This is a genomic window from Halovenus carboxidivorans (assembly GCF_009831575.1).
GTDB classification, from domain to species: domain Archaea; phylum Halobacteriota; class Halobacteria; order Halobacteriales; family Haloarculaceae; genus Halovenus; species Halovenus carboxidivorans.
This window is the reverse complement of record NZ_WUUT01000006.1, coordinates 1-25,195: the sequence shown is the minus strand read 5'-3', so window position 1 is coordinate 25,195 and position 25,195 is coordinate 1. Positions and strand designations below refer to the sequence as shown.

Below are 25,195 nucleotides of genomic sequence, written 5' to 3'. Positions count from 1 at the left end.
CATCTTCGGCAGCAAGCGGAGGGGAGAGAGCGCCGTACTCGCTCGTATGAGCGCAATCCCATCGGGTCTGGAGACGGACAAACAGCCGCCGATGACGCTGCCGCTGCGACACTTCGTCGTCGCGCTCGCCTTCCTGCTGGCGGGCGTCGGCCTCGGGGTGGCGTCGGCGGTCGGCTGGCTGTCCGGACTCGTCAGACTGGCGCATCTCCACGCGCTGCTGGCAGGGTGGATCTGTCTCACGATCATGGGCGCGATGACGCAGTTCGTCCCCGTCTGGTCCGCGGTGTCGCTGCACTCCCGTCGACTCGCCGCGGTCCAGTTGTGGCTGGTCGCCGGCGGGCTCGTCGGCTTCGTCGCGGCGCTGCTCGCCCTCGACCTCACGCTGCTCGCAGTCGCCGGCGGCGTCATGCTCGTCGGCTTCTGGCTGTTCGTCTACAACATCCTGCGGACGCTGCCGTCGCTGCGGGAGTTCGACGTGACGGAGGCGCATTTCGCGCTCGCACTCGGGTTCTTTCTCGCCGCAACGACGCTCGGACTACTCCTCGCCGTCGACTTCACGACCGGCATCCTCTACGAGTGGGGGCTGAACCGGATGGCGGTCGTCGGCGCTCACGCGACGCTGGCGGTCTTCGGGGCCGTGATGACGACGGTCGTCGGCGCGCTGTACCAGCTCGGAACGATGTTCACCCAGACAGAACTCGGCCGGGTCGATACGCTCCTCCAGCGCGGCGAGTCGGTCGCCTACCCGCTGGGCGTCGTGGCGCTCGCCGGCGGTCGACTGCTCGAACACCCGGCCCTCGCCCGTCTGGGCGGGCTGGCAATCGTCGGAAGCCTGCTGGCGGTCGCGGTCGTGATCGCGCGGAAGCTCCTGGAGAGCCAGGTCGACTGGACCCCGATGCTCTCGCGGTACGCCGTCGTCGCGCTCGCAATCGTCGCCTGGGCCGGACTGACGGCACCGGCCTGGCTCGCAGACCCGCTCGCACTCGACCGCCTGCTCGCCGCGCCGGGAGCCATCCACCTGCTCGCGTTCGGCGTGATCGGGTTCGTCGTCTTCGGAACGCTGTATCACGTCGTCCCGTTCATCATCTGGGTCCATCGCTACAGCGACCTGCTCGGCTACGAGCCGGTGCCGATGATCGACGACCTCTACAGCGACCGGCTCGCTGTCGTCGATTTCGGCTGTCTGCTCGGAGGACTTGGCGGGGTCTTCGCCGGCGTATACTTCGGCGGCCCGACGATACTGCTCGTCGCTGGGGGAACGCTCGCGATCATCGGCGCGGCGGTGTTCACGGCGAACATGCTGCTCGTGATCCGCCGGCACAGCCCGCACACGCTCGTCGGAATCCTGGGTGTTCCCGGCGACCACACCCGCGGCGAGACTGACCCCTCCCCCGGCGTCGACCCCACCGAGCGGGAGTGAAGGGGGCCGAATATCTTCGGCAGAGTGCTGGTGTGCTGGCCGTGCGAAGTACGGGTATGCTCACGGAAGACCGCGCTATCGAACAGACCGACGCGCCGGCGGGACGGCCGGTCGAGCGGCTCGACGTGCGTGAGTTGGGACCGCCACAGCCGCTCAAACAGACCCTGGAGACGCTCGTCGAGATGGACGAGGGCGTGCTCGTCCAGTACAACGACCGCGTCCCGCAGTTTCTGTATCCGAAGCTCGACGACCGCGGGTACGAGTACGACACCGTCGAGACCGACGACGCGGTCGTGACGACCATCTGGGAGTGACGGCTCCGGGAGCGCGGACTGTTTCTCACGCAGCAACCGAGCGCAACTGAATTGTTGCTGGCCGAACAATGCAGTGGTATGCGGGAACGGGAGTCGCAGGTCGACCGAGATATCACCGTCGACATCGAGGCCGGTCTCGACGAGACGGAGGCCGGTCCGAGCCGCGAGTCCGAGACAGAGGAGACCGGCGCGGTTCGGTCACGGCTCGGTACGGTGGCGACGAAACGCTCGCTCGGGACCGCCCTCGCCCTCGCGGTCGTCGGGACCGTCCTGTTCGGGTTCGTTCCGTTTCTCCCCTTCGGCGAGGCCGTGCTCGGAATCGCCGCCGGAGGGTTCGCCTACGGACTCGGCTCAGACTCCCGACGATACGTCGAGATGGCGCTGGCCGGCGCGGTCACCGGCGGCGCGGCGACGCTGTTCGGCAACCTGATCGCCGCGGTCGTCGCGTCGGGGACGACGCTTCTGGCGATCAGCGTTCTCGCCGGTGTGGTCGCCGGGGTCGTCGGTCACTACTTCGGCCGGGATCTCCGGGCCGGCCTCACCGCTGATCTCGACGATTAGGCGTCGATCAGCCTGTACGTGCCCTCGTCTTCGCGAACGATCCCCTCGTCGACGAGCTTTTCCAGTAGCTCCTCGACCACGCCCGGCGGTGCACCGACCTCGCGGCCGAGCGTTTCGGTATCGGCGCTGTCGTCGGCAAGGGCCAACAGCAGGTCCGCGAGCAGCCGGCTCTGCTCGTCGTCGAGCACCGATTCGAGGTGCTCGCGCAGTTCGGTCAGTTTCCCCTGGGCCCACCGCTGGGCCAGCGAGAGTTCGTTTTCGAGCTGTTCCACGTCGTGCAGCGCCTCGGTCAGCGAGACGACATCGTCGGGTTCGACCTCCGAGGCGGTGACCCCCGAGTCCGCCGTCTCCGGGTCGTGTTCGAGGTCGATACTCAGTTGGCGACACGAAGTGATGTCGAGCCGGGAACTCGCCGGATAGGCGCTTTTCGTGCCGAACTCGTACGGCGAGACCGTCACCTCCAGCCGGACGTGGCGTGCGATCGAGAAGTACTTCCGACGCTTGCTGTCGGTTCGGCTCTCGACCAGCCCGGCGGCTTCGAGCTTTTCGAGATGATCGATGACCGCCTTCGGGCTGACGCCCAGGAAGTCGCTGATCTCGGTGACGTAACAGGGACGCTCCGCGAGCAACCGGAGAATCCGACGCCTGTTCGCATTCCCCAGAATATCGAGAAACTCGGCGGAGTCCATTTACCCGACGTAACCCCTTCTAAGTAATAAGACTGTCCCTGTCCGAGCCCGGAAGGCGGGCGTCAGAGCGGCACAGATCGCCAAGCGACGGACTGGTTTACTCCGCGAGCGGGGGAGTTCCCGCCTTCGAGAACACGAGAGACCGAACCGCTCGCGACGGAGAAAACAAGCGTTAGGAAACAGTAGCTACCGACGACTTACGGGCCGGTGTCGTCCGGCGGACCGCCGTCGCCCGCTTGCTCGTCACTCCCGGAGTTGTCGGACTGGTCGGTGTCGTCTGTGTCACCGGACGCAGAATCAGTGCCGTCAGCCTCGTTCTCCGCTGGTGAGTCTGTGCCGGCGTCCTGTTGGGAGCCACCTGAGTCGGTCCCGTCCTTATCTGGGCCCCCAGCGGCGTCGCCTCCGGGATCGGAATCGCTAGTGTTGCTTCCCGGGCCGTCGGCCGGTCCATCGCTCCCCGGAGCCGTGTCCCCGGGCGGTTCGGCGGTCTCGTTTCCGGCACCGATCTCGCCGGGGCCGTCAGTCCCGTTGCCACCGGCCCGATCCGCCGGAGGCCCTCCGTCGACAGTTCGGTTCTCCGGCGGACCCGGTTCGTCTCCGGGCCCGTCGCCGGCGCCCGGAGCCCCGGGTCGGTCGCCGTCACCGGCCTGTCCCGGCGGGGACTCCGGCGGTCCGCCACCGGGCACCCCGGCCGGCGGACCGGGCGCGTCGGTGATGTTGCGCGCGATTTCCGCGACCTCCGGACCGGTCATGTTCGCCGCGTTGTCCCGAAGTCGCTGGAGTTGCTCGGCGTTCACGCCCTGGCTGGCCGCCGTCCGGTTGGCCCGTTCGATGGCGTCCCGGACGTTTGCGATCTGCGAGCGAAGCGCGCTCGCACGAGCGTTGTACGCCGCGTCGGAGAGGTTCTCACGGTTCCGTTCGAGGCGCTCGGTCCGGTTCTGGAGGGCTTCGAGCCGGTTTTCGAGTTCCGCCGCCCGGTCCGTGATCACCGCGGTCGTCTCGTTGTCGTCGGTGTCGTTTTGCTCGAAGGTCTCGTTCGCCCGGATCTCCCAGAGACCCATATCGAGACCGCTGTTCGCATCCACCGCGGTCGACTGCGCGAAGGAAGTCACCTGGATCCCGAACCCGGCCGGTTCGGTGTCGTTCTCGGCTGTCTCCTGGGCAGCCACCCCCAAACCGAGATCCGCAAAGCCAACAGCGGGGACTGCAACAGCCACTGCGAGCAGGGCGACCCCGAGGGCTGCAATCTGGCGATGTCTCATCACGTATCTCTGTGTTAGCCACGTCACCACATAAAACCGGAGATTCGTTCGGTCCGTTTAGATTCGGCTCAGACAGATCGTCACCGTCCAAGAGCGTTTATGAGTCCCTGTCGGGGGCTGTCGTCGATCAGTTCACTCCGATTACAACCGCCCGGCCGAGAGCCGTCTCCGGGGCGATCCGCCGGCCCGGATCAGCGGGCTTGATTGCGATTCGATATAAATTCTTGGCGAATCGCTTATATATGACACCAGATAACACGGGAGTGGATCGCATGTTCGAACAGTTCTCGGACGGATACTATCTCGGACGGTTGTACGTCGAGCCAACGACAGCAGAGCAGGCACAGATGTGTCAGGCACAACACGAGCGGGTCAACGAGCAGTTGTACGCCGACGGCGAGGGGATCGAACGCCTCGACCGGCCGCTGGTCATGAAAGTCGGGACACACCACCTCGCCGTCCGCGGCGACGAGACGGTGCCAGCAGATACGCTCTCTGTGCCCGAATCGGTGCTCTCCGAAACGTCGGTGCGCAATCCGCCGACCTTACAGGAGGTGCTGCTTGCGAAGGCCGATAGGGCCGCGCAACTTCTGGGGTTGACCGCCTGAGTTCACGCCGACCCCTGAGCGTGCTGTCCGGGAACGGGCGGCGGAGTCGGGAGTGTGCCGGACGCCGCGAGCCTGAGCTCGGGAGAGCCCGTCTTCGAGGGTTCACGCCGAGGGCGGGAGTGCCGCCACACAAGAATTTTAACTCAGTTGGAACATATCGTGACACATGGAGTCGAGCGACGGCATCCGCCGTGTGCGGGCTCGTCGAGTGATCGGCAATCGCGGCGCTGTTGACCGCTTCAGAAGCGCGAACGCTCGCGTTTCCCGGGAGGTCGCTGGAGCAGAACCGCCCGGAGCACCGGCGCTGGCGGTCGCCGCTGGATCCAGCCCCGCGGAAACCGGACGCTGACATGCGACGGATCACGTTTCTCGGGCTCGGAGTGGTGGCCGTGCTCGCGCTGGGCCTGACCGCCGCGTCGGTCGAGAGCGGACTGCAGACGGTCGATCCCGATCTGTCGGGCACCGACGGACAGCCTCGCCCGCCGCCGGAACGTGCCGGCGGACAGGGCGGCAGCGACGGCGGCGGAACTGACAGCTCCGACCAGCTCGCGGAGACAGGCGAGACGACCGATCCGTCGACGGCCGGACAGCGCTCGGTCGCGGAGATGGTACTCGCACTCGTGCTGTTCGTCCTCGGGGGGTGTCTCGCCCTCTACGGGCTGACACGGGGGGACGACGGGTCGACAGAGACGACCGCAACCCCGGACTCGGAGACGGAGACGGACCCGAGACGGCGGCAGTACGCGGTTGCAGACCGACCGGCGTCGAACGATCTGTTCCGGAACTGGCTGCTGCTGGAGGAATCAGCCTATCCGGATCGGGAGAGTGTCTCGCCGGCGGAGGTCAGGACGGCCGCGATCGAACGCGGACAGCCACGACAGGCCGTCGAAGAGCTGACTGCCGCGTTCTGTGCCGTCCGGTACGGCGGCGCGGAGGCGACCGACGAGCTCGAACGGCGCGCGCGTCGACTCGGCGAGCGGCTCGATGTCGCCGGCGGGGAGGAACGATGAACGACCGAGTGATCGTCGTCGCGGGAGTGGGCCTCTGTGCGCTCGGAATCGGCGTGATGGTCGTCCCGGTTGCCGGTGCCGGCGTTCCGACGGTTGTGCTCACGGCGTTCGCTCTCGTCGTCGTCTCCGGAGGGCTGTTGGTCGCCGCCAGCCAGGCGGACTCCTCGTCGCGGCCGAATCTCGACCTGCCCGACCCCGAACGGCGACCGCAGTATCGCAGTCCGGGCAGCGAGTTCGAGCAACTGCTCGACTCCGTCGGACTCGTCGGGCGCAGAGCTGTCAGGCGCGAGGGGTCGGAACTGGTCGACGGAACTGCCCCCCGGGAGGAACTGCTCGACAGGCTCACGGCGCAGGCGATTGCGGTGATACAGCACACGGCCGGCTGCAGTCGATCCGAAGCGCGGTCCCGGCTCGAAGAGGGCCGCTGGACCGACGACGAGCGCGCGGCCGCCTTTTTCACCGAGGGGCTCACCCCGCCGCTCTCGCTCCGCCAGCGACTCCCGATTCCGACCGACCGCGAGTTACCGACGGTCCGCCGGGCGCGTCGGGTCGTCGCCGCGCTCGAAACGCGACTCACAGAGACGGCGGGGGAGTCGACACGGCCCGGTTCGAAGCGGACTGCGGCGGGTCCGTACTGGCCGACAGATCGGCTTCCCGTCTCTCGGTCGACGAGCGGGGCGGCGCTGTACACCGTCACGGCGCTTGTGGTGAGCGGGGTCGGAGTGCTCGCGAGCGCCCCCGGGTTCGTGTTACTCGGGACGGTCGGACTCGCGCTCGCGGCGACGGCGAAGTACAGCCAGCCCGACCCGTCTGTCACGCTCACCCGTTCGGTCGAGACAGCCGCACCGGATCCGGGAGAGGAGATGACGGTAACGGTGACAGTCGAGAACGACGGCGACCGGACGCTGGCGGATCTCCGCGTCATCGACGGCGTTCCTCCCGGGTTGACGGTCGTCGATGGCTCACCGCGGTTCGCGAGCGCGCTCCGCCCGGGGAAAACTGCCACGTTCGACTACACCGTAACTGCCGTCGACGGGCATCACGAGTTCGAGCCAGCGGTCGTAATCGCGAGTGATTTCGTCGGCGTCACCGAGCGAATCGAATCGGTCGCCGAATCGACAACCGTGAGTTGCGGATTCGAGCGAACGGGAGCGCCGGAACTGGAACCATCGGAACTGACAGCGCTGTCCGGCCGGCACGCGGGCGCGCAGACCGGCTCCGGGGTCGAATTCGAGACGCTCCGGGAGTACAGGCACGGAGACCCCCCGGCACGGATCGACTGGCGGCGGCGGGCAAAAACCGGCGAGTTAGCGACTATCGAGTTCGTCGAGCCCGCACGGAGTCGAACTATCCTGATGGTCGACGATCGGCCGCCGGCGTACGTCGCCCCCGCTGCTGGAGCGATCCCTGCTCCACGGACCGGCGCGGAGATGGCGTTCGGCGTCGGGACACGGTTGCTCGACGACGGACAGCCGGTCGGTCTGGCGACGGCAACCGGGACGGAGTGGCGTCCACCGCGGGCGGGCGAAAAGCAGTACGCGACGCTCCGGCGGGCGCTCGCGGATCCCGACTGCGTCGGGTGGACCGCTCCCGACGGTTGTCGCTCGATCGAGGAGACCGTCGCGTGGCTGTCCGCGCGGACAGCCCGAAGCGTTCAGGTGGTCGTCGTCTCGCCGCTGGCCGACGACGGGAGTGTCGAACTGTGTCGGCGTCTACAGGCGACCGGCCGGGGGGTGTGTGTCCTCAGCCCGGCGGACGCCGACAGCGAGACGACCGGCGCGGCGTACGCGCGCCTCCAACGGTGGCGTCGCCGGTCGACGCTACGTTCGGCGGGGATTCCGGTCGAACTCGGGGAGCCGCAGCCAGCACCGAAACTGGGTGAGCAGGATGGAGGGTGAGCGTGTCTCCGTCGCAGAACACGACCCGAGGCCGCCGCTGTTCGGAACCGTCGGGGCGTTCGTAGCGGCCGTGCTCGCGGGAGCGGTCGCCGCCGAGACGGTGTTCGGCGGGGCCATCGCGTTCGTCGGGACGGCCGCTGTCGGAATCGGACTGTGGCGCGCCAGCCAGCAGGTCGTGACCCTGGGTGCCGGCGTGGTGCTGGTCGCGGTGCTGTTCGAGAGGATCGGTGAGACGGTGTGGCTGGTCACGGCGGCCGGGTTAGTGGTCCTCGCCTGGGTACTCGCCAGCAACGCGATCAGGCTCGGCCGACAGGTCGGCCGGGGCGGGAAGACCCTCCGTGTCGAACTCGTCCACGCGGTCGCGACGGTGACCGTCGCCGGGGCCGGCGGCGGCGGGAGCTACCTGGTGTTCCGGTCGACGGCCGGGACCGCGTCGCTGCTGGCGGTCGGCCTCTTTCTCGCCAGCGTCGTCGCCGTGGCGATGCTGCTCCGGTAGGCGCGACACCGACAGCCACCGGATTTTAATAGCTGCCAGCCAACCGATCCGACGATGCTGGACGATCTGCTCGGTCGGACCGAACTCAAAGAGCGCATCGAGGAACTCGAAGCCGAGATCGAGAGCCTCGAAGCCCAACTGGAGGCCGAACAGCGCCGCCGCGCCGACGCCGTCACCGACCGCCAGCAGGCACAGCGACGAGCCAACAGGCTCGAAGACCGCGTCGAGGAACTCGAAGACCGGGTCGAGCGGCTCGACGGCGAAGAGCAAAGCGTCGACTTCCGCACCGAAACGACCCTCCGCGGGCGGCGGCTCGACGAACTGCTCGACCGCCTCGAATCGTACGAGACCGGTCCCGAGGGGGCGCTGACCGCCTACGTCGCGGACGAACACGACCTCCCGGAGCAGGTCCGCGAGGCCTTCGGGGAGCGAACCCCGCTGGTCGCCCGAGCGGCACCCTGTCTGGTCGTCGGGGACGACGCCGGACTGATCGGAGCGTGTCTGCGCCCACCCGTCAGCCCGGAGCCGTTTGCCGAGTGGGGTGAGCGGTTCGGGTTCGAGCGGGAGTGGTTCCAGCCCCGCGGCCGGTACACGCTCGCGCTGGTTCGGTCCGATCTGTTCGCGATGGGCACCTACGAGGGCGACGAGCGTGTCGGCTTCCACGGCTTCGACAGCGATCTCAAGAGCCAACATTCCAAGGGCGGGTTCTCACAGGGTCGCTTCGAGCGACTGCGCGACGAGCAGATCGACACCCATCTCGACCGGTGTCGGGCGGCCCTCGAAGAACGCGACGCGGAGCGACTGTATCTCGTCGGCGAGCGGTCCGTTCTCGGTGAACTCGACGACAGCGCCGACGTGACCAGCGCCGTCGGCGCCACCGGACCGCCCGAGGAGGCGCTTGGCGAGGCCGCCGAGCAGTTCTGGTCCGTGCCGGTTCGCACCCTGTGAGTTGGCGGCGCGTCTCGGCGCTGTCGGTGTCGGCCCGAGGGATCAGATTTACCCGTTGCCCACTCGCGTGTACAGCTATGCGGGTTGCGATTCTCGCCCACGAGCAGTTTCCGGACGACGCCAAGACGGCCGTCGGGGTGCTCCGGTACAGCGACCACGACGCGGTCGCGGTACTCGACCGCGAGCGGGCCGGCCAGCGCGTCCGGGATCACCTCCCCGATGTACAGGACGCACCCATCGTCGCGGAGATGGACGATGCCCCCGAGTGTGACGCTCTGTTGATCGGCATCGCACCGATCGGCGGCGGCTTCGAGGAGAGTTGGCGGCCCGACGTGGCGGCCGCGCTACGACGGGGCTGTGATGTCGTCGCCGGACTCCACTACCTGCTCGGCGAGGACGAACAGTTCCGTGCGCTGGCCGAGGAACACGCCGGGGAGATACGGGACGTGCGCCGGCCGCCGGAGGATCTCACGGTCGCCTCGGGGACCGCGGGAGACGTGGACGCTCGCGTCGTACTGACCGTCGGGACGGACTGCTCGTCGGGGAAGATGACCGGCGCCTACGAGCTACGGGCGGCGGCCCGCGAGCGAGGGCTCGACGCCGCCGTGGTCCCGACAGGTCAGACGGGCATCATGATCTCGGGGCGGGGCATCGCCATCGACCGGGTCATCTCCGACTTCGCCGCCGGTGCGACCGAACGACTCGTCACAGCGGCCGCCGATCACGACGTGCTCTTCGTCGAGGGGCAGGGAGCGCTCGCTCACCCGGCCTACTCGGGAGTCACGACGGCCATCCTCCACGGGGCACAGCCGGACTCGCTGGTGCTCTGTCACGTCGCCGGTCGCCAACGCGTCGGCGGCTACGAGCGCTTCGAGTTGCCGGACCCGGGGTCGTACGCGCAACTGTACGAGTCGATGGCCGCGCCGGTCTCCGGTGCGACCGTCGACGCCGGCTTTCTCAACACCGCTGCCCTCGACAGAGACGAAGCCGACCAGCGTCTCGACGCGTACGAACAGGCGCTCGACGCGCCGGTGACCGACCCCGTGCGGGACGGCGCGGCGGCCGTGCTCGACGCCGTGTTGTAAACGCAGGGGACCGTTCGCGGGCGAGACACCAATCAGCACGCTTATGTATGCGACGGCGAATTAAATACAGATAGACTACCGATGGAAACAGCCGCGGCAGACGGGCCGACAATCAGCAGGCGGGAGCTTCTGGGCGGAGCGGCGGGGCTCACGCTCGCCTCCACCAGCGGCTGTATCCAGCGGATCAGGAGCATTCTCAACCGCGACTCGCCCTCCGCGGTGTCGCTGTCGGTGACCGCGCCGCCGGCGGACTCGGATCGGATGGCGACGCTGCTCGCGCGCCACCTCGTCGAGAATCTCGAAGCGGTCGGGATCAACGCGACGCTGAACGTGTTGCCCGAGACCGAACTCTACCGCGAGGTGCTCCTGAACGGGAACTTCGATCTGTTCATCGCCCAGATCCCACCGATGGACGATCCACAGGCGCTGTACGGGCTGTTGCACTCGGTGTACGCGACCGAGCCGGGCTGGCAGAACCCGTACAGATACGCGAGCCTCTCGCTCGACGACGCGCTCGAACGCCAGCGCGCGACGGCAGGTACACAGCGCCGGGAGGCGGTCGGGGAGGCCCTGGAGTTGCTCTGTCGCGAACAGCCGTTCACGACCGTCGCGTTCCCCGACGAGATCCGGGCCGCCCGGACCGACAACTTCACCGGCTGGGAGCGATACCCGCTGCAGAATCCGCTGTCCTATCTCACCCTCGACCGGGCGACCGGCGTCTCGGCCTCCGAGGAACTCGTCCTGCGGCTGGGCTCCGCTGACGCCCGGATGTCGCAGAACCTCAACCCGCTGTCCGCCGAGTACCGCCGGATGAACCCCGTGACGGACCTGCTGTACGACCCACCGGTGCGGCTGATCGAGGGGGAGTTCGTCCCCTGGCTGGCCTCCGAGTACAGCTGGGACTCGGGTCGGCTCCGCGTCTCGCTCCGGCCGGGACAGCGCTGGCACGACGGCACCAGTCTCACCGCCAGCGACGTTGCCTTCACCTACCAGTTTCTCGCGGACACGTCGCTGGGCACGGTCGCACAGACCGTCCCGGCGCCGCGGTTTCGGGCCTGGAGCGACCTCGTCTCCGACGCCTACGCCGTCGACGACACGACCGTCGAACTCTCGATGGTCGAGACGAGCCGCGAGGTCGGCGTCCACGCGCTGACGGTACCGGTGTTTCCGGAGCACATCTGGCGCGAGATGAGCGACGTTGCCGACATCCAGGGAATCGAGGGATCGGACAACATCACCAACGCGATTGTCAGTTCGAACATCGAAGCCGTCGGGAGCGGACCGCTCACCGTCGAACAGGTCACGACGGACGAATCGGTCGTACTCCGGCCGTTCAACGACCATTTCCTCCAGCGCGGCGCGGGGATTCTCGAAGAGATTCCCGATGCGTTCATCGGTGAACCGGCCTTCGACAGGGTAGAGTTCACGGTCGTGCCGTCGAACGAGGCGGCGGTCAGTTTGGTCGCCGACGGCGAGATCGACGCGACCGCGACCAGCGTCGACCCCCGAGGAGCCGTCATCGAGCGGATTATCAGCGCGTCAGGGGTATCGCAGTTCACCGAACAGTCACACTCGCCGTACCAGATCGGATACAACACCGGAGTCGCACCGTTCAGTAACCCGTATTTCCGCCGACTGGTGGCTCGGCTCGTCGACAAGAACTACGTCGCCGACGAGATTTTCGAGGGGTACGGGCGACCGGTGGCACATCCGTTCGACGGCACGAGGTGGAATCCCGAGGAGTTATCCTTCGACGGCGAGGACCCCGTCGTCCCGTTCATCGGCTCCGGCGGTGATGTCGACGTCGAGGCGGCCCGGGCGGCGTTTCGCGAGCGCGGCTTCGCATTCGACGAAAACGATACGCTCATCCTCCGATGATCCCGCTACTCCCCGATATCAGCGTCGTCGTAACCGTGTTGATCGTCGCGGGAGCCGTCACTATCGTCGGCCTCGACCGGATCTGGGAGTTCCGAACCGAGGCGTCGGACCGGTTGTTCTACCTGTTCCCGTACATTCTGCTGCTCGTCTGCGTTCTGATCGTCAACTCGGTGCTTCGCGCGGTCGGCCCGCGGCTGTCGTGGCTGCTCAACTGGCAGATCACCGACGAGATATTCGCGCTGGAAGGGGAGTTCGTCGCGGTCCTGCAGAGCTACGCCACCCCCGCCGCGACGGTGTATTTCTCCTACACCTACATCTACGGCTACGTCTTCCTGCTCGTGTTCCCCGTCGTCGCGTATCTCGTGATGCGTGACGACCGGCCGGTCCGGGAGACGATCATCTCGTACGCGCTCAACTACGTGATCGGCGTGTTCTGCTACCTGCTGTTTATCGCGTACGGACCGCGCAACGTCATGCCGGATATCGTCGACCAACTGCTGTACGTCTACTGGCCGGAGGCCAATCTCCTCACGACCGAGGTGAACGCGAACGTCAACGTCTTCCCTTCGCTGCACACCTCTCTGGCGGTCACCGTTGCCCTGCTGGCCTACCGGACCCGCGAGGAGTATCCCGCCTGGCTTCCGATATCGGTCGTGCTGGCGCTGTCGGTCATCGTCTCGACGATGTATCTCGGGATCCACTGGCTGACCGACGTTGTCGCCGGGGCCGTCCTCGCGTGTATCAGCGTCCGGGCGGCGGCCTGGCTGACCGACCCGTCGAACCTCGACGGGCGAGTCGGGACCGTCGGCCGTCGGCTTCGGGAGCCGATCGACCGGTTCGCCCGGGCCGGCGTCGAACGCCTCCGGAAGTTCACCAGCGAGCGGATCGATCTACCGATCTGACTCGGCCGCCGGGACGGCTCTCCACGGACCCGAGTCGCCCCGCCGTCCCAGAGTCCGTCCCTCGGGGCCCTGTGCGCCCTGCCTGAGTTCGAGTGTCCGGTCGAACGCCTCCCCGAGAATCCGCCTCGACTTCGGACTGTGTGGCTGTTCGAGCCCGAAGGCGCCGAGAAACCCGGCCGACTCCAGCCGCGAGGAGACGACGTGAGCAAATTTGAACGCCGCCTGCTGGCCGACCCGGTCGAGGATCACTCCAAACGAGTGAAAGCCGACTCGGCCGCGGTCGTGACCCGCGGCCGCGAGCCGATCGAGACAGGCCGTGAGTCCGATTCCGATTCCCGTAAGATCGTCGGCGTCGGGGACGCTGTAGACGAACGTCCCGTCGTCGAGCGTCCGGCGTGTCCGTTCCGTGCCCTGACAGTCGATCACGCAGACGGACCGGGGCGCAACGTCTGCGCCGAGGTCGTCGAGCGCGGCCGTCGCCGGTCGGTCCATCGAGACGAGAACCGCGGCTTCACCGTTGCGGAGTCCGTCCGCAAGCACCGCGTCGACCCAGCGAGTCGGGTCGGTTCCGTCCGTGTCGGCGAGACAGAGCGTCGTACCGGGACCCAGCGTCACGGCCCAATCGAACCCGAGGACAGCAGAGAGGTCGTACATCAGTTGTCGTCGATGTTGCGGATCGTCGCGATGAACTCCTCGTCGTCTTCGATCCCGCCGAGTGTCTCTGACAGGTCTTCCCGGAGTTCCCCGAGCCGTTCTTTCAGTCGTTCGTACTCCTCGTTGTCGTCGAGTTCGGCCGCGTTCTTGCTCGCTTCCAGCGTCGCGCGCTTCTCGACGAGGGCGTAGTACTCCTGTAAGAGGCTGTCGTACGTCGAGCGTTCGAGCAGATTCTCGACGGTTTCGTCGAGTGCGTCGCTTTTGACCGGCTTCGAGAGGTAGGCGTCGAACCCCATCTCCAGGATGTCGAAATCCGGCTCGACCGCTGTTACCATCGCGACCCGGCAGTCGATCCCCTGCTCGCGGATGTGTTCGAGCACCTCGTCCCCGGAGAGGCCGGGCATCATCCGGTCGAGCAGGACGACGTCGACCGACTCGTCCAGTTTGTCGAGCCCCTCGTCGCCGTTGCGGGCCGTCTCGACAGTGTAGCTGTCTTCGAGCCACAGGCGATAGGTCTCGGCGACGTCCGGCTCGTCTTCGACGATCAACACGACTGGGTCCGATGGGGCCATCTGCGATACCCTTTGCTTTCGACCCACATAGCCTTGTGGGGACACCACAACCACGCGGGAGCGCAGCCGCGACGACCGCTCTCGGTGACCGTACGCTGCCGTGAGGACCGGCAAACGGGAGTGTTGCGACCGAACAGGAGCGTCGGCCCGACGGCCGTTCTCGGCCCGCGACGCTCGTCGGGTCGACCTTTATGTGATAGCGTACCAAATCCGTTCGTGTGGGATGGTACACAGCACCACAGTATTTCGTGCTGTGAGCCAGTTGCCACGGGGGACACCAATGGTATTCAAGAAAGTCACGCTGATCGGATCGAGTTCGGAATCGTTCGACGACGCCGTCGACGACGCGATCGATCGGGCCCGCGACACCCTGGACAAGGTCCACTGGGTCGAGGTCGAGGAGATGGGCGTCGAGATAGCGAGCGCCGACGGTCGGGAGTATCAGGCGGAGGTCGAGGTCGCCTTCGAGCTAGAGGATTAGGTTCGGAAACTCTCGCCGCAGCCACATTCGCTGACGACGTTGGGGTTTTCGACGTGGAACCCCTCGCCCTGCAGACCGCCTTCGTAATCGAGGACCGAACCCTCGATGTAGTTCATACTCGCGGGGTCGACGAACACGCGCAGCCCGTGGTGTTCGTAGACCGTGTCGTCCTCTTCCGGTTCGTGGTCGAACCGCATCCCGTAGGAGAGTCCGGCACAACCGCCCTGCTGGACGTATAGCCGAAGTCCGGCGATGTCGGTGTCCATGTCCTCGCTTTCGAGCAGCGAAATCGCCTCGGAGGCGGCGGCCTCCGTGACCGAGATACCGGAGTGCTGGGGACTGTCGTCGGTCGTGCTCATACGCTATCGTAGCGTGTCCCGGAGTGTTAACCCTGACGCTGCGCGCGCACGGGACCGAACGGCTTTTTCTCGGGAGTCCCCTACGATGGCGTATGACGGTACGAGCGGGTGTCGTGGCAGTACAAGGCGACGTGAGCGAACACGCGGCGGCGATCCGCCGGGCCGCAGACGCCCACGGCGAGGACGCGGAAGTCGTCGAGATCCGCCAGTCCGGGACTGTCCCCGAGTGTGACGTGCTCCTGCTTCCGGGCGGGGAGTCGACGACGATTTCGCGGCTCGTCCACCGGGAAGGGATCGCCGAGGAGATCACCGCCCACGCCGAGGCCGGCAAACCGATTCTCGCCACCTGCGCGGGGCTGATCCTCGTCAGTACCGACGCCAACGACGACCGCGTCGACACGTTAGATCTGCTCGACGTGACCGTCGAGCGAAACGCCTTCGGCCGACAGCGGGACAGTTTCGAGGCACCGCTTTCGGTGACGGGACTCGACGAGCCGTTTCCCGCCGTCTTCATCCGCGCGCCCGTCATCGACAGCGTCGGCGACGATGTCGAGGTGCTCGCGGAGTGGGAGGACGACCCCGTCGCGGTCAGACAGGGGCCAGTCGTCGGACTCTCCTTTCACCCCGAACTGACCGACGACTCCCGGATCCACGACCTCGCCTTCTTCGAGACAGTGCTCGCCGGGGCCTGATCGGTCTCAGTTCCGACGCGCTGAAACCCGTCGGCGTCAAGATGACGGTATGAGCGACTCCACGGAGGAGATTCTCGACGAACTGTTCGACGTGATCGAAGACCGCAAGGAACGACTCCCGGAAGACTCCTACACCGCCTCGCTGTTCACCCACGAGAAGGGGCAAAACGCCGCGCTGGAGAAGCTCGGCGAGGAGACGACGGAGTTCCTGCTCGCGGCCAAAGACGAGGACACCGAGGAGATGGCCCACGAGGCCGCCGATATCGTCTATCACCTGCTGGTCGTGCTCTCGATACACGACATGGAATTGGCCGATCTCCGGGAGGAACTCGCGGACCGGCGCTGAGAACGGTTACGCGGCCGGCGCGGAGTGGTGTGAGTTATCGAGACACTGTTTCTTTCGCTCGACGCGGTCGAGCAGGTCCTGATAGGCCGCCGTCGACTGCAGCCGGGACAGCGGTTGTGCCTCCTCGAGGGTGGATTTGAGGCCTTCGAGACGGAGATACTCCCGGACCGATTCGGGCTCGTCGGCCTGTTCGAGTTGCCGTTCGACGGTCTCGATCAGTTCGTCGGTCCCGACCGGCTTGTGGAGATAGCCGTCCGGTTCGACGGAGAGAATCTCCACGTCCGGAACGACGGCAGAGCAGAACACGACCTGACAGTCGAGGCCACGGTCGCGGATCCGTGCGAGCAGTTCCTCGCCCTCGTACTCCTGCATGCGGCGGTCGAGCAGGACGACGTCCGTCTGTTCGTCGACGGCTTCGAGCGCTTCCGCACCCGTCGCGGCCGTCTGCACCTCGTAGGATCGTTCGAGCATCGCCGCATACGATTCGAGCAACGGTCGCTCGTCGTCGACAATGAGAACACTCGCAGACTCCTCACCAGTCATATCGAACGCTACTACGAGACCCGGCCATAGTAGCGCTCAGGATAACTAGTTAGTGTTCGACAGACGATAAACAACAAACCAGTTAGGTACCGCCTATGACAATCCACGGCGCCGACACCGACAGTTGAAACGGCGAGTCCGCGGAACAGACGGTCTTTTCAGTCCGCACCCGGTAGAGACGGACAATGAGCCACCCATTCGAGAATCTGCCGACGACGCCCCGGAGCGACGAGCTCCTGGACAAGGCGTTTTCCCGGGCCGCCCGGGCGGGCCGAGCGAAAGCCGGCACCGACGCCCAGCAGTCGATGTTGCTGACGGCGGCGAACATCGTCTCCGACAACCTCGAAAACGTCGTGACCGACTGGCCGGATTTCGATCGTCTCGATCCGTTCTACTACGAGCTTGCAGACGCGATCGTCGACGCCGACGCCCTGCGCCAGCACCTCAACGAGCTGAGTTGGGCGAGCAACAAGGCCACCGAGATCAGATACGAGTACGAACCCCGGCTGTCTGGTGATCTGGAGACGGCGACGAAGTTCCGCAAACAGGCGTTTGCCCGGATTGCCGACGTGGTCGAGGAGGTCGAAGACGACCTCCTCGCCGTTGCCGACGCCCGCGAGCAGTTGCGGGGACTCCCCGATATCCGCCCGGACGAACCGACCATCGTCGTCGCCGGCTACCCGAACGTCGGCAAGTCCTCTTTCGTCAACGAGGTGACCCGGGCGAGCAACGAGGAGGCCTCGTATCCGTTTACGACGACAGACATCCAGGTCGGCCACGTCGAAGCGAACCACATCCGGTATCAACTGATCGACACGCCGGGGCTGCTCGACCGACCCCCAGAGGAGCGCAACGACTCCGAATCGCAGGCGGTCAGCGCGCTCGAACACGCCGGTGACGCCGTCATGGTCGTGCTCGATCCCAGCGGCGACTGCGGCTACCCGCTGGACGTGCAACTTGACCTGCGCGCCGACATCGTCGCGCGGTTCGACGTGCCGGTGATTACCGTCGCGAACAAGCGGGACCGGTTCGACGGCGACCCGCCGGCGGAGGCGGAGTACACGATGAGTGTCACGACCGGAGAGAACGTCGAAGAAGTGCTCGATGCGATGATCGAGGCGGTCGGATACGAGCCGGAGTTGCCGATCGACGAGGACCGTTAGCCGAGCGAGAGCAGTTCGCCGACATCGTAATCCTGGGTGACGAGAACCAGAATCGCCGCGACGAGGATAGAAAGCAGGATGCCGACAACCTGAACGAGGCCGACGATGCCCTCCGCCGCCGTCGCCCAGGGTTGGCCGAGAAGCGTCCCGATGACCGTGACCAAGACGTAGCCGCCGGCGACGAGGCCGAGCACCGCCAGTTTGTCGTCGTAGGAGATGTCCATACAGGCCACCACGAGACTGGGCGTACTAAATTGTGTGGTTTGCCGCGACCGAGACGGGGTGAAGCGGCGACAGCGGATGCTTTCTTGTGTCCACAGTCCAACGACAGGACGAGATGGCAACGATCGATCCCGAGTCCCTGTTCCCGAACGAGAAGACGCTCGAAGCGGTCGCGGCCGGCGAGATGACGCAGATCCACCGCGGCCAGCAGTACGCCGACGAGGGCGATACCTTCGAACTCGACGGCGACACGTTCGAGGTCGTCGACGTGACCGAGCGGAAGTTGGGCGATATGACCGACGAGGACGCCCGCCGCGAGGGGTCGGAGGATCTGGACGCCTACAAGCAGCGGATGGTCCGCGCACACGGCGGCGACTTCGAGTGGGACGACGACACCGACGTGGTCCGCCACCGCGTCGAGCGCGTCGAGTAGCTCACAGCAGCGGCTCGCTGTCGCCGTAGGCCGCGACGACGACGGCGGTCGTGTACTCGTCCGGGGCGGAGTCCGCCGTCACGATTTTCGTCTCGACGCCGCCGTAGTCCAGGTCCCGGATGTAACAGCCCCGCTCGATGCCGACACGGAGCAGTTCGCCTACCGTCTCGGGGTCGGTATCGGCGGCTTCGTAGAAGATCCCCGCACCGTCCTCGCCGCGGACCCACGCCAATCCGGCCGCGGCGCGGGCACCCGGCGGACTCGTCTGTCGCGCCAGGACGACGTCGAGCGCGTTGCCGGTCGGACCGAGATCCGGCGCGGTCTCGGCGAGTTCCAGGGAGGCCCCGGCGGGGATGACCGAGGAGAGCGTCCGGAGGTTGTACTGGTGGAGACCGGCGTCGGCGAGCGCCGCGTCGAAGGAGGCCTTGCCGGTCGCGGCGTGGCCGGTTCCCCAGACGAGCCTGATCATACACGAGTTGCGTGTCCCGAGCCGTTTGAGCGTAGCGATTCGACGGATCAGAACGTTGAGGTTCCTCCCGGCCGAGGGGGGCTGTAGTGAGCGACGAGTCGACCGAGGCCAACGGCCCGCCCTCCGAGACGGACGAACAGCGGTCCGAGGCCGACGACGCGGACGAACGCCGGGAGTCGATCACGGAGGGGAGTCTCCTGCGCCCGCTGTTTCACCTCGCCTGGCCGGTCGTCATCATCCAACTGTTGCAGGTCACCTACAACGTCGTCGACACGCTGTATCTCGGTCGGCTCTCTGCGGACGCCGTCGCTGCGATCAGCCTCGCCTTTCCGCTCATTTTCCTGCTGATCTCCATCGCTGCCGGTTTCACCACCGCGGGTGCGATCCTCGTCGCCCAGTACACGGGCGCGGGGGGAGAGCGGTCCGCCGGGCTGGTCGCCGGACAGACCGTCTCCTTCGTCAGCGCCCTCTCGGTGGTCATCGCCGCCGTCGGCTACCTCCTGACGAGGCCGGGGCTGGAACTGCTCCCGTCGGCACAGGAGACCAGCGACCGGATCATCCCGCTGGCGGCCGATTACATGGAGGTGTTCTTCCTCGGCATCCCCTTCCTGTTCGGCTTTTTCGTCTTCACGGCGATCCTGCGCGGCTACGGCGACACCCGAACGCCGATGTACGTGATGGTGCTCTCCGTCGTCGCGAACGTCCTCATCAACCCCTTCCTCATCTTCGGATTCCAGGGGAACCCGCTGTTGGGCCTCGTCGCGCTCGGCGGAGTCGAATCGGCGCTGTTCGCGGCGACCGGCTTCACCGGGTTCGGCATCGAGGGGGCGGCGCTGGCGACGATCATCGCCCGCGGTGCCGCGAGTGCGATCGGGCTCTATCTGCTGTTCTGGACGGGAATCGGACCCACAGTGCGGCTCGCGCACCTGCGGCCGAACCTCGGGTTCATCGAGGATATCGTCAGGCTCGGCGTCCCGAGCATGGTCGAAAACTCCATGAACGCGCTGGCGCAGATCACGCTCGTCGCCATCGTCGTCGGCTTCTCACCCGCGGTCGTCGCCGCCTACGGGCTGGGTAACCGGATCGTCTCGCTGGTGTTTCTGCCGGCGATGGGTCTCGGCCGGGCAATCGACACGATGGTCGGACAGAACCTCGGGGCGAACCGCCCCGACAGGGCGACCCGGTCGATCTATCTCGCCGTCACGACGGCCGCCGGCGTCATGCTGGTGGTCGCCGTCGTCGCCGTCGTCGCCACCGAACCGATCGTCGGCGTCTTCCTCGGAGACGTGCCCGACGCCCCCGCGACGGTGGCCAGCGGCGTGGAGTACGTCCGGACCCGCTCGGTCGAGTTCGCCTTTATCGGGGTCACGCAGGTCATCCTCGGGGCGTTCCGAGGGGCCGGCAACACGAAGACCGCAATGGTCATCTCGATCATCACGCTGTGGGTGGGCCGGGTCGGGACCGTCTGTCTGCTCGTGTTCGGACTCGGCTGGGACGAGACCGGCATCTGGATCGGGATGGCCGTCGGCAACATCATCGGCGCCGCGGTCGCGGTGCCGTGGCTGCTCCGGGGGGGCTGGAAGGAGGCGTACATCGACGAGCCAGCGGAGACCACGGCCGACGATATCGCCCCGACGGCCGACTCAGCGCCCGGTCAGTCGCCCGAGACCGACGAACACTGAGCCGAGAAGGAGAAAAGCCACCCCGATCGCACCGACGTTCGAGAGGACCGTCAGATAGCCGCGCGCTCCGACATCCAGAAAGGGATACGGATAGGTGCCGGTGAGTGCCCCGCGGACGAGGACGAACCCGGCGTATCCGGCGGGGTAAGCCAGCCACGACAGCGGCCCGCGCCAGGAGAGCCGGCCGACCGGCGTTACCAGCCACCAGTACGCCACGAATGCGGCCGGAATCAGGTAGTGCAACAGGAGATCGAGCAGAAGATCGATTCCGAGCGGCCCCCACCCGCTCCGCAACAGCAGTTCGTAGACGACGGCGACCAGCGTGATGCTCACCGCGACGCCGGTGACGACGCTCGCCCGGCGGAAGAACCGTCCCGGCTTCGATTCGGGGGCCAGAAGCGGGAGCGTCACGGCGAGCGCGACTGCGGCGTTCGTCCAGTAGGTGAAAAAGCCGCTGAACACCACCAGTTCCCACAGGAGGTCGCCGTCCGCCGGCAGCAGCGAGCGGAGCAGAGACACGCAGAGGGCGGCCCAGGCGGCCAGCGCAATCGCCGCCGCGAGCCGTCTGCTCCGGTCCGTCTGCGTGATTCGGGGAGCGAGAATGTGGGACATACTCAGCGGACGAAGTACGGATCTCCGTCGGGCTGGAACCGACCGAGATCCGAGATCTGCCTGTAATCCGACGCGAGCAGACCCCGGAGCCGATCGACGAGCGCTCGCTCGTCCTCGTCGGTCCACGTCGCCGGCTCCTTGATCGGGACGATCAGCCACCCAGAACCGTGTTGTTCCGTCGCGTGCAGGTCAGCCGTCTCGACGGTCGCGGCGTCGATGGCGGTGTACTCCCGGAAGACGTGTGCTGTCGCCCGTTTGCCGACCGGAAGCAGGACGTGTGCGGTGATCGCACGGAGTTCGGCGTCGAAGTACGGTTCGAGATCGGCGTACGAGGCGTCGTCGGGACGTTCGCCGTCCAACTCGCACATGTGCAGATACGAGAAGTACGTCTGGACGGAGTCGAACCGGCCGTCGCCGTCGGCGGCCGGCAGGAGACCTCCCTCGCGGAGCGCGTCGAAGAACCGCTCGGACCACGGCATGTCGGTGAAGGGGATGCCCGTCGCGAGGCCGCCGTGGACGCCCGGATGGTCGCCGATGACGTGGAAGTCGGCGTCTGTGACGCCGTAGCCGGGGACGAACCGCTCACAGGGTGGATCCATGTCGAAGGGGTTCCGGCTCCGGTCTGCGATGAACTCCACAGCCGTGATACGACGGGAGCCGTCAAGGGCATTTCGGAGCCGACTATCGACCCGGCTGTCCGTACGGTGCGATACGGGCGGGTTAGGACGAAGACGCCCGGCGGCGGGAGTTGGTCCCGACGACGAACGTGTCGGCGGCCGTATCGAAGACTCGCTGCCGTCGATCGGTCGAGGCGATGGCGACCAGCGCCGCGACGAGCAGGACAATCCCTGCGACTGGGATCAGTCCTGGGACGTTTCGGGCCGCCGCTTGCGCGGGGGAAGGCGGAGCGCCGCTTCGGTCGACCACCCGGATGTCCACGAGGCGTTTTCCGAGCGTCTGTCCGTTCAAGAACCCTTCCAGAGTCGTGTTGTAGGTGAACACGAGTACGGCAGTCACGATCAACGCCGCGGCCTGGGACTGAATTCGGAGGGCCACCCCCAGCGCAACCGCGATAGCGAGGATCACGAGCCCGTCGATGAACTGCGCGACGCCCCGTTCGACGACGACGCCTGTCGACTCTCGCGTCGGTTCGATCCGCTCATCGGACCCCATGTGATTTGAAGTGAAATCAAACAAATTTAAATCTTTCCGAACCAAAAAATAGAGGTTAGCCCGGCACCGGCGAGAGCAACTGCCCGCCGTCGACGACGAAGTACGATCCCGTTACGTAGGCGGCCGCCGGGCTGGCGAGAAAGACCGCCATCGGCACGCAGTCCGCCGGTGTTCCGAGTCGATCCGCCGCGAGGTCCTCCTCGACGAGTTGGTCGGCGGTGGCCTCGTCCATCACCTCCATCACGCCATCCGTCCTGATGACGCCCGGCGCGATGGTGTTGGCCCGGATCCCGTACCGCGCCCACTCCGCCGCGACCGACTGCATCAGGTTGTGGACGCCGGCTTTGCCGGCCCCGGAGTGGGCGTAGTAGGGCGCGCCGCGGACGGAGTTGGTCGCGCCCATCGAGAGGATGACGCCGCCGCCGCGGTCGATCATCCGCTCGCCGACCTCGAACGTGCAGTAGGCAGTGCCGTCGAGAATCGTGCCCACGACGGAGCGCCAGCCGTTGGTCGAGAGCTGTTCGGAGGGCGTGAGGAAGTTCGCCCCGGCGTTGTTGAGCAACACTGAGACGGGGCCGAGTTCCGCCTCGACGGTGTCGACCATCTCTGCGACGCGGTCCGGATCCCGCACGTCGACAGTCGTCGCGCAGGCGTCGACGCCGCGCTGCTCGATGGCGTCGGCGGTCGGTTCGAGGTGGTCCATCGATCGGCTGGCAATCGCCACGTCCGCGCCGTGATCGGCAAACGCCAGCGCGATCTGTTCGCCGATGCCGGTGCCGCCGCCGGTGATTAGCGCCGTCTCGCCGGCGAGCAAATCCTCTGTGAAGATGTCGGTGCTGGGCGGCGTCTCTGGGAACCGGTCGGTGCCCTCACCCGTCATCGTCGACCCCCAGAATCTCGCGTGCCTCCTCCGGCGTTGCGGGCTCGCGGTCGACCTGTCGTGCCATCTCCGCCGCCGCCGCGACCAGATCGGCGTTGCTCTCGGCCATCTCGCCGTCGGGCAGGTAGAAATTGTCCTCCAGTCCCACGCGGACGTTGCCGCCCATCGACAGGGCGGCGCTGACGAGCGGCCACTGGTCGCGGCTGATACCGATTACCTGCCACGTCGAGTCCTCGGGCAGTTGCCGGACCTGGTGGGCGAGGTTCTCGACGGTCGCCGGAATCCCGCCGAGTACGCCCATGATGAGACTGACGTGGAACGGTCGGTCGAGCACCCCTTCCCGCAGCAGCGGGCGGGTGTTGCCGATGTGTCCGGTGTCGAAACACTCCAGTTCGGGGGTGACGCCGGCGTCGTTCATCCCCTCCAGGAGGGTCGTGATCTCCGAGAAGGGGTTGTCGAAGACCATATCGAAGACGAAATCCTCGCGGTCTTCGGAGTACTTCGCGTAGTTCATCGACCCCATGTTCAGCGCCGCAATCTCCGGCTCAACCTCTTCGACGTATTCGAGTCGTTGCTCGACCGGCGTCCCGACCGCACCGGTCGAGAAGTTGACGACGATGTCGGTCTGCTCGCGTACCTCGTCGTGGATCTGCTGGTACGTTTCCGTCTCGAAGGTCGGAGAGCCGTCGGGCGTCCGGGCGTGGATGTGGGCGACGGCAGCACCGGCCTCCCGCGCCGCGGCGGCCTCCTCGGCAATCTCCTCGGGGGTATACGGAATCGCCCCGCACTGGTCGCGGGTCGTCAACGCGCCGGTCAGCGCCGCCGAGATGACGACTTTCTCGGGGTCGTTTCCCTTCGTGGAGTCCTGTCGCTCGTAGATCGACATCTTACCGCCCCCGCCAGTCCGGTTCGCTGTCGGTCAGGAAGGCGTCGATCCCCTCCTCCGTCTCGTCGCTCATCGCGATCAGTGTGATCATCTCCTTGAGGTAGGCCAGCGCCTCCCCGAATCCCATGTCTCGGTGCTCGTAGTACGCCTCCTTGCCCATCGCGATCAGGACGGGCGAGTTCGCCGCGAGCGTGTCGACCAGGTCGTCGAGTTCCTCGTCGAGGGCCGCGGCCGGAACCACGTCGGTCACGAGTCCGATCTCTCTGGCTCGCTCGGCGTCGATCCGCTTGCCGGTAAAGAGCAGATCGAGCACCGCCTTCTCGCTGCCCGCACGGGCGATTGGAGCCATCGCCTGGGCCGGAAAGAGACCGACCTCGACCTCGGGCGTCCCGAACTCGGCGTCGGCGCTGGCGAGGACGAATTCACAGGCGCTGGCCAGCCCGAGACCGCCGGCGAGACAGTACCCCTCGACGGCCGCGACGGTGAGCGCGTCCGTCGCGTGCATCTTCTCGATCAGTCCGGCGAGCGAGCCGAAGTTCTCCCGGTAGGCCTGTGTCCCCTGGCCGATTGGGAACTCCGTCATGTCCCCGCCGGAGCAGAAGGTTCCCTCCGCGCCGCGGATGACGACCACCCGTTGCTCGCCCTCGTCGGCGGCGTCGAGCACGTCGCGCAGGCCGTGGATGACGGTTTCGCCCAGGGCGTTGCGCTGGTCCGGGCGGTCGATGGTCGCCCGGACCACGAGGCCGTCGTCGCTGGTCGTCACTGCGAGGTCGTCGGTCGAGAGCGGTTCAGCCATCCGTATCCCCTCCGGATCGGGTCGACTGCGGTACCCCCACTGTCGTGTGTCCGCATGACATACGAGTGCTATTCTGTATCAGAGAATGTAAAATATCGGCCCGGCGGGGCCGTTTCACTTTCACCGAGGGACGCGAACGCTTAACCCCGGTCGTCTGTAAA

General features: G+C 66.7%; 31 protein-coding genes. 17 read left to right on the top strand and 14 right to left on the bottom strand.

The features are described 5' to 3' along the window. Window positions 1–46: 46 nt before the first annotated feature. The 3 genes from GRX03_RS14205 to GRX03_RS14195 all read left to right on the top strand — a co-directional run bounded on the left by GRX03_RS14205 (window position 47) and on the right by GRX03_RS14195 (window position 2,295). Complete coding sequence (locus tag GRX03_RS14205) at window positions 47–1,420, top strand: hypothetical protein (RefSeq protein ID WP_159764892.1); 1,374 nt, start codon at window positions 47–49, stop codon at window positions 1,418–1,420. Window positions 1,421–1,476: 56 nt separating this feature from the next. Beyond that, entirely contained in the window at window positions 1,477–1,734 is a 258-nt protein-coding gene (locus GRX03_RS14200; protein ID WP_159764891.1) for a DUF2249 domain-containing protein, read from the top strand. A gap of 78 nt (window positions 1,735–1,812) precedes the next feature. Next, a complete protein-coding gene (locus GRX03_RS14195; RefSeq protein ID WP_159764890.1) occupies window positions 1,813–2,295 on the top strand; it encodes a hypothetical protein in 483 nt (160 codons plus the stop codon). On the opposite strand, the gene GRX03_RS14190 is transcribed toward GRX03_RS14195, so the two are convergent. Together GRX03_RS14190 and GRX03_RS14185 are read right to left on the bottom strand one after the other, a co-directional pair. Then, complete coding sequence (locus GRX03_RS14190) at window positions 2,292–2,984, bottom strand: ArsR/SmtB family transcription factor (RefSeq protein WP_159764889.1); 693 nt, start codon at window positions 2,982–2,984, stop codon at window positions 2,292–2,294. The two genes, GRX03_RS14195 and GRX03_RS14190, sit on opposite strands and share 4 nt — an antisense overlap. Before the next feature lie 197 nt (window positions 2,985–3,181). Further along, the gene (locus GRX03_RS14185) at window positions 3,182–4,246 is read right to left on the bottom strand and encodes a hypothetical protein (RefSeq protein WP_159764888.1); all 1,065 of its coding nucleotides are present in this window, start codon (window positions 4,244–4,246) and stop codon (window positions 3,182–3,184) included. Between the two features lie 272 nt (window positions 4,247–4,518). Between GRX03_RS14185 and GRX03_RS14180 the strand changes: the two genes are divergently transcribed. The 8 genes from GRX03_RS14180 to GRX03_RS14145 all read left to right on the top strand — a co-directional run bounded on the left by GRX03_RS14180 (window position 4,519) and on the right by GRX03_RS14145 (window position 13,071). Then, the gene (locus tag GRX03_RS14180; RefSeq protein WP_159764887.1) at window positions 4,519–4,854 is read left to right on the top strand and encodes a DUF5802 family protein; all 336 of its coding nucleotides are present in this window, start codon (window positions 4,519–4,521) and stop codon (window positions 4,852–4,854) included. Window positions 4,855–5,204: 350 nt separating this feature from the next. Continuing rightward, window positions 5,205–5,864, top strand: a complete 660-nt coding sequence (locus tag GRX03_RS14175) for a DUF4129 domain-containing protein (protein ID WP_159764886.1) — start codon at window positions 5,205–5,207, stop codon at window positions 5,862–5,864. Further along, a complete protein-coding gene (locus tag GRX03_RS14170; protein WP_159764885.1) occupies window positions 5,861–7,762 on the top strand; it encodes a DUF58 domain-containing protein in 1,902 nt (633 codons plus the stop codon). Before GRX03_RS14175 ends, GRX03_RS14170 begins: the two co-directional genes overlap by 4 nt. Beyond that, window positions 7,752–8,258: a DUF7519 family protein gene (locus tag GRX03_RS14165; RefSeq protein ID WP_159764884.1), complete on the top strand. Its 507-nt coding sequence runs from the start codon at window positions 7,752–7,754 to the stop codon at window positions 8,256–8,258. The genes GRX03_RS14170 and GRX03_RS14165 overlap by 11 nt, the downstream gene beginning before the upstream one ends. A gap of 54 nt (window positions 8,259–8,312) precedes the next feature. Beyond that, window positions 8,313–9,206: a Vms1/Ankzf1 family peptidyl-tRNA hydrolase gene (locus tag GRX03_RS14160; protein ID WP_159764883.1), complete on the top strand. Its 894-nt coding sequence runs from the start codon at window positions 8,313–8,315 to the stop codon at window positions 9,204–9,206. A 77-nt stretch (window positions 9,207–9,283) separates the two neighbouring features. After that, a complete protein-coding gene (locus GRX03_RS14155; protein ID WP_159764882.1) occupies window positions 9,284–10,291 on the top strand; it encodes a DUF1611 domain-containing protein in 1,008 nt (335 codons plus the stop codon). 81 nt (window positions 10,292–10,372) lie between these two features. Next, window positions 10,373–12,169 (top strand): ABC transporter substrate-binding protein, encoded by a 1,797-nt coding sequence (locus tag GRX03_RS14150; RefSeq protein ID WP_159764881.1) that lies wholly within the window; start codon window positions 10,373–10,375, stop codon window positions 12,167–12,169. After that, complete coding sequence (locus GRX03_RS14145; protein WP_159764880.1) at window positions 12,166–13,071, top strand: phosphatase PAP2 family protein; 906 nt, start codon at window positions 12,166–12,168, stop codon at window positions 13,069–13,071. Before GRX03_RS14150 ends, GRX03_RS14145 begins: the two co-directional genes overlap by 4 nt. Here GRX03_RS14145 and GRX03_RS14140 read toward each other — a convergent pair. After that, complete coding sequence (locus GRX03_RS14140; protein ID WP_159764879.1) at window positions 13,060–13,725, bottom strand: DUF7504 family protein; 666 nt, start codon at window positions 13,723–13,725, stop codon at window positions 13,060–13,062. The genes GRX03_RS14145 and GRX03_RS14140 overlap by 12 nt on opposite strands. Then, on the bottom strand, window positions 13,725–14,297 hold the full coding sequence (locus GRX03_RS14135; RefSeq protein ID WP_159764878.1) for a response regulator transcription factor: 573 nt from the start codon (window positions 14,295–14,297) through the stop codon (window positions 13,725–13,727). The genes GRX03_RS14140 and GRX03_RS14135 overlap by 1 nt, the downstream gene beginning before the upstream one ends. A 280-nt stretch (window positions 14,298–14,577) precedes the next feature. Between GRX03_RS14135 and GRX03_RS14130 the strand changes: the two genes are divergently transcribed. Beyond that, window positions 14,578–14,778 carry a dodecin gene (locus tag GRX03_RS14130; RefSeq protein WP_159764877.1) on the top strand — a complete coding sequence of 67 codons (201 nt, stop codon included), beginning with the start codon at window positions 14,578–14,580 and terminating at the stop codon, window positions 14,776–14,778. Here the strand turns inward: GRX03_RS14130 and GRX03_RS14125 are convergent. Further along, window positions 14,775–15,137, bottom strand: coding sequence for a HesB/IscA family protein (locus GRX03_RS14125; RefSeq protein ID WP_159764876.1), 363 nt, complete (start codon window positions 15,135–15,137; stop codon window positions 14,775–14,777). The genes GRX03_RS14130 and GRX03_RS14125 overlap by 4 nt on opposite strands. Window positions 15,138–15,229: 92 nt before the next feature. Between GRX03_RS14125 and pdxT the strand changes: the two genes are divergently transcribed. Both pdxT and hisE read left to right on the top strand, forming a co-directional pair. Further along, the gene (gene pdxT, locus GRX03_RS14120) at window positions 15,230–15,829 is read left to right on the top strand and encodes a pyridoxal 5'-phosphate synthase glutaminase subunit PdxT (RefSeq protein WP_159764875.1); all 600 of its coding nucleotides are present in this window, start codon (window positions 15,230–15,232) and stop codon (window positions 15,827–15,829) included. Window positions 15,830–15,878: 49 nt separating this feature from the next. Continuing rightward, entirely contained in the window at window positions 15,879–16,175 is a 297-nt protein-coding gene (gene hisE, locus GRX03_RS14115; protein WP_159764874.1) for a phosphoribosyl-ATP diphosphatase, read from the top strand. Window positions 16,176–16,181: 6 nt separating this feature from the next. Here hisE and GRX03_RS14110 read toward each other — a convergent pair whose 3' ends face one another. Next, a complete protein-coding gene (locus tag GRX03_RS14110) occupies window positions 16,182–16,718 on the bottom strand; it encodes a response regulator (protein ID WP_159764873.1) in 537 nt (178 codons plus the stop codon). 185 nt (window positions 16,719–16,903) lie between these two features. Here GRX03_RS14110 and GRX03_RS14105 point away from each other — a divergent pair, with 185 nt between their 5' ends. Beyond that, window positions 16,904–17,881, top strand: a complete 978-nt coding sequence (locus GRX03_RS14105) for an NOG1 family protein (RefSeq protein WP_159764872.1) — start codon at window positions 16,904–16,906, stop codon at window positions 17,879–17,881. Here the strand turns inward: GRX03_RS14105 and GRX03_RS14100 are convergent. Further along, window positions 17,878–18,105 (bottom strand): hypothetical protein, encoded by a 228-nt coding sequence (locus tag GRX03_RS14100; RefSeq protein WP_159764871.1) that lies wholly within the window; start codon window positions 18,103–18,105, stop codon window positions 17,878–17,880. The genes GRX03_RS14105 and GRX03_RS14100 overlap by 4 nt on opposite strands. 113 nt (window positions 18,106–18,218) lie before the next feature. Between GRX03_RS14100 and GRX03_RS14095 the strand changes: the two genes are divergently transcribed. Next, window positions 18,219–18,536 carry an ASCH domain-containing protein gene (locus tag GRX03_RS14095; RefSeq protein ID WP_159764870.1) on the top strand — a complete coding sequence of 106 codons (318 nt, stop codon included), beginning with the start codon at window positions 18,219–18,221 and terminating at the stop codon, window positions 18,534–18,536. A 1-nt stretch (window position 18,537) separates the two neighbouring features. Here GRX03_RS14095 and GRX03_RS14090 read toward each other — a convergent pair whose 3' ends face one another. After that, window positions 18,538–19,005, bottom strand: coding sequence for a pyruvoyl-dependent arginine decarboxylase (locus GRX03_RS14090; protein WP_159764869.1), 468 nt, complete (start codon window positions 19,003–19,005; stop codon window positions 18,538–18,540). An 86-nt stretch (window positions 19,006–19,091) separates the two neighbouring features. On the opposite strand from GRX03_RS14090, the gene GRX03_RS14085 reads away from it, so the two are divergent. After that, the gene (locus GRX03_RS14085) at window positions 19,092–20,687 is read left to right on the top strand and encodes an MATE family efflux transporter (protein ID WP_368278499.1); all 1,596 of its coding nucleotides are present in this window, start codon (window positions 19,092–19,094) and stop codon (window positions 20,685–20,687) included. Here GRX03_RS14085 and GRX03_RS14080 read toward each other — a convergent pair. From GRX03_RS14080 to GRX03_RS14055, 6 genes are all read right to left on the bottom strand, one after another. Beyond that, window positions 20,649–21,299: a Pr6Pr family membrane protein gene (locus GRX03_RS14080; RefSeq protein ID WP_159764868.1), complete on the bottom strand. Its 651-nt coding sequence runs from the start codon at window positions 21,297–21,299 to the stop codon at window positions 20,649–20,651. The genes GRX03_RS14085 and GRX03_RS14080 overlap by 39 nt on opposite strands. Window positions 21,300–21,301: 2 nt before the next feature. After that, on the bottom strand, window positions 21,302–21,937 hold the full coding sequence (locus tag GRX03_RS14075; protein WP_368278497.1) for a uracil-DNA glycosylase family protein: 636 nt from the start codon (window positions 21,935–21,937) through the stop codon (window positions 21,302–21,304). Window positions 21,938–22,019: 82 nt separating this feature from the next. Continuing rightward, a complete protein-coding gene (locus GRX03_RS14070) occupies window positions 22,020–22,472 on the bottom strand; it encodes an RDD family protein (RefSeq protein ID WP_159764867.1) in 453 nt (150 codons plus the stop codon). 55 nt (window positions 22,473–22,527) lie between these two features. Then, window positions 22,528–23,352 (bottom strand): SDR family oxidoreductase, encoded by an 825-nt coding sequence (locus tag GRX03_RS14065; RefSeq protein WP_159764866.1) that lies wholly within the window; start codon window positions 23,350–23,352, stop codon window positions 22,528–22,530. Next, entirely contained in the window at window positions 23,342–24,238 is an 897-nt protein-coding gene (locus GRX03_RS14060) for a BKACE family enzyme (RefSeq protein ID WP_159764865.1), read from the bottom strand. The genes GRX03_RS14065 and GRX03_RS14060 overlap by 11 nt, the downstream gene beginning before the upstream one ends. Before the next feature lies 1 nt (window position 24,239). Beyond that, window positions 24,240–25,034 (bottom strand): enoyl-CoA hydratase/isomerase family protein, encoded by a 795-nt coding sequence (locus GRX03_RS14055; RefSeq protein ID WP_159764864.1) that lies wholly within the window; start codon window positions 25,032–25,034, stop codon window positions 24,240–24,242. Window positions 25,035–25,195: the final 161 nt, after the last annotated feature.

Excerpts from the sequence above, each read along its gene's own strand:
- GRX03_RS14205 (WP_159764892.1), top strand. The coding sequence starts at position 47 with ATGAGCGCAATCCCATCGGGTCTGGAGACGGACAAACAGCCGCCGATG.
- GRX03_RS14200 (WP_159764891.1), top strand. The coding sequence starts at position 1,477 with ATGCTCACGGAAGACCGCGCTATCGAACAGACCGACGCGCCGGCGGGA.
- GRX03_RS14195 (WP_159764890.1), top strand. The coding sequence starts at position 1,813 with ATGCGGGAACGGGAGTCGCAGGTCGACCGAGATATCACCGTCGACATC.
- GRX03_RS14190 (WP_159764889.1), bottom strand. The coding sequence starts at position 2,984 with ATGGACTCCGCCGAGTTTCTCGATATTCTGGGGAATGCGAACAGGCGT.
- GRX03_RS14185 (WP_159764888.1), bottom strand. The coding sequence starts at position 4,246 with ATGAGACATCGCCAGATTGCAGCCCTCGGGGTCGCCCTGCTCGCAGTG.
- GRX03_RS14180 (WP_159764887.1), top strand. The coding sequence starts at position 4,519 with ATGTTCGAACAGTTCTCGGACGGATACTATCTCGGACGGTTGTACGTC.
- GRX03_RS14175 (WP_159764886.1), top strand. The coding sequence starts at position 5,205 with ATGCGACGGATCACGTTTCTCGGGCTCGGAGTGGTGGCCGTGCTCGCG.
- GRX03_RS14170 (WP_159764885.1), top strand. The coding sequence starts at position 5,861 with ATGAACGACCGAGTGATCGTCGTCGCGGGAGTGGGCCTCTGTGCGCTC.
- GRX03_RS14165 (WP_159764884.1), top strand. The coding sequence starts at position 7,752 with ATGGAGGGTGAGCGTGTCTCCGTCGCAGAACACGACCCGAGGCCGCCG.
- GRX03_RS14160 (WP_159764883.1), top strand. The coding sequence starts at position 8,313 with ATGCTGGACGATCTGCTCGGTCGGACCGAACTCAAAGAGCGCATCGAG.
- GRX03_RS14155 (WP_159764882.1), top strand. The coding sequence starts at position 9,284 with ATGCGGGTTGCGATTCTCGCCCACGAGCAGTTTCCGGACGACGCCAAG.
- GRX03_RS14150 (WP_159764881.1), top strand. The coding sequence starts at position 10,373 with ATGGAAACAGCCGCGGCAGACGGGCCGACAATCAGCAGGCGGGAGCTT.
- GRX03_RS14145 (WP_159764880.1), top strand. The coding sequence starts at position 12,166 with ATGATCCCGCTACTCCCCGATATCAGCGTCGTCGTAACCGTGTTGATC.
- GRX03_RS14140 (WP_159764879.1), bottom strand. The coding sequence starts at position 13,725 with ATGTACGACCTCTCTGCTGTCCTCGGGTTCGATTGGGCCGTGACGCTG.
- GRX03_RS14135 (WP_159764878.1), bottom strand. The coding sequence starts at position 14,297 with ATGGCCCCATCGGACCCAGTCGTGTTGATCGTCGAAGACGAGCCGGAC.
- GRX03_RS14130 (WP_159764877.1), top strand. The coding sequence starts at position 14,578 with ATGGTATTCAAGAAAGTCACGCTGATCGGATCGAGTTCGGAATCGTTC.
- GRX03_RS14125 (WP_159764876.1), bottom strand. The coding sequence starts at position 15,137 with ATGAGCACGACCGACGACAGTCCCCAGCACTCCGGTATCTCGGTCACG.
- pdxT (WP_159764875.1), top strand. The coding sequence starts at position 15,230 with ATGACGGTACGAGCGGGTGTCGTGGCAGTACAAGGCGACGTGAGCGAA.
- hisE (WP_159764874.1), top strand. The coding sequence starts at position 15,879 with ATGAGCGACTCCACGGAGGAGATTCTCGACGAACTGTTCGACGTGATC.
- GRX03_RS14110 (WP_159764873.1), bottom strand. The coding sequence starts at position 16,718 with ATGACTGGTGAGGAGTCTGCGAGTGTTCTCATTGTCGACGACGAGCGA.
- GRX03_RS14105 (WP_159764872.1), top strand. The coding sequence starts at position 16,904 with ATGAGCCACCCATTCGAGAATCTGCCGACGACGCCCCGGAGCGACGAG.
- GRX03_RS14100 (WP_159764871.1), bottom strand. The coding sequence starts at position 18,105 with ATGGACATCTCCTACGACGACAAACTGGCGGTGCTCGGCCTCGTCGCC.
- GRX03_RS14095 (WP_159764870.1), top strand. The coding sequence starts at position 18,219 with ATGGCAACGATCGATCCCGAGTCCCTGTTCCCGAACGAGAAGACGCTC.
- GRX03_RS14090 (WP_159764869.1), bottom strand. The coding sequence starts at position 19,005 with ATGATCAGGCTCGTCTGGGGAACCGGCCACGCCGCGACCGGCAAGGCC.
- GRX03_RS14080 (WP_159764868.1), bottom strand. The coding sequence starts at position 21,299 with ATGTCCCACATTCTCGCTCCCCGAATCACGCAGACGGACCGGAGCAGA.
- GRX03_RS14070 (WP_159764867.1), bottom strand. The coding sequence starts at position 22,472 with ATGGGGTCCGATGAGCGGATCGAACCGACGCGAGAGTCGACAGGCGTC.
- GRX03_RS14065 (WP_159764866.1), bottom strand. The coding sequence starts at position 23,352 with ATGACGGGTGAGGGCACCGACCGGTTCCCAGAGACGCCGCCCAGCACC.
- GRX03_RS14060 (WP_159764865.1), bottom strand. The coding sequence starts at position 24,238 with ATGTCGATCTACGAGCGACAGGACTCCACGAAGGGAAACGACCCCGAG.
- GRX03_RS14055 (WP_159764864.1), bottom strand. The coding sequence starts at position 25,034 with ATGGCTGAACCGCTCTCGACCGACGACCTCGCAGTGACGACCAGCGAC.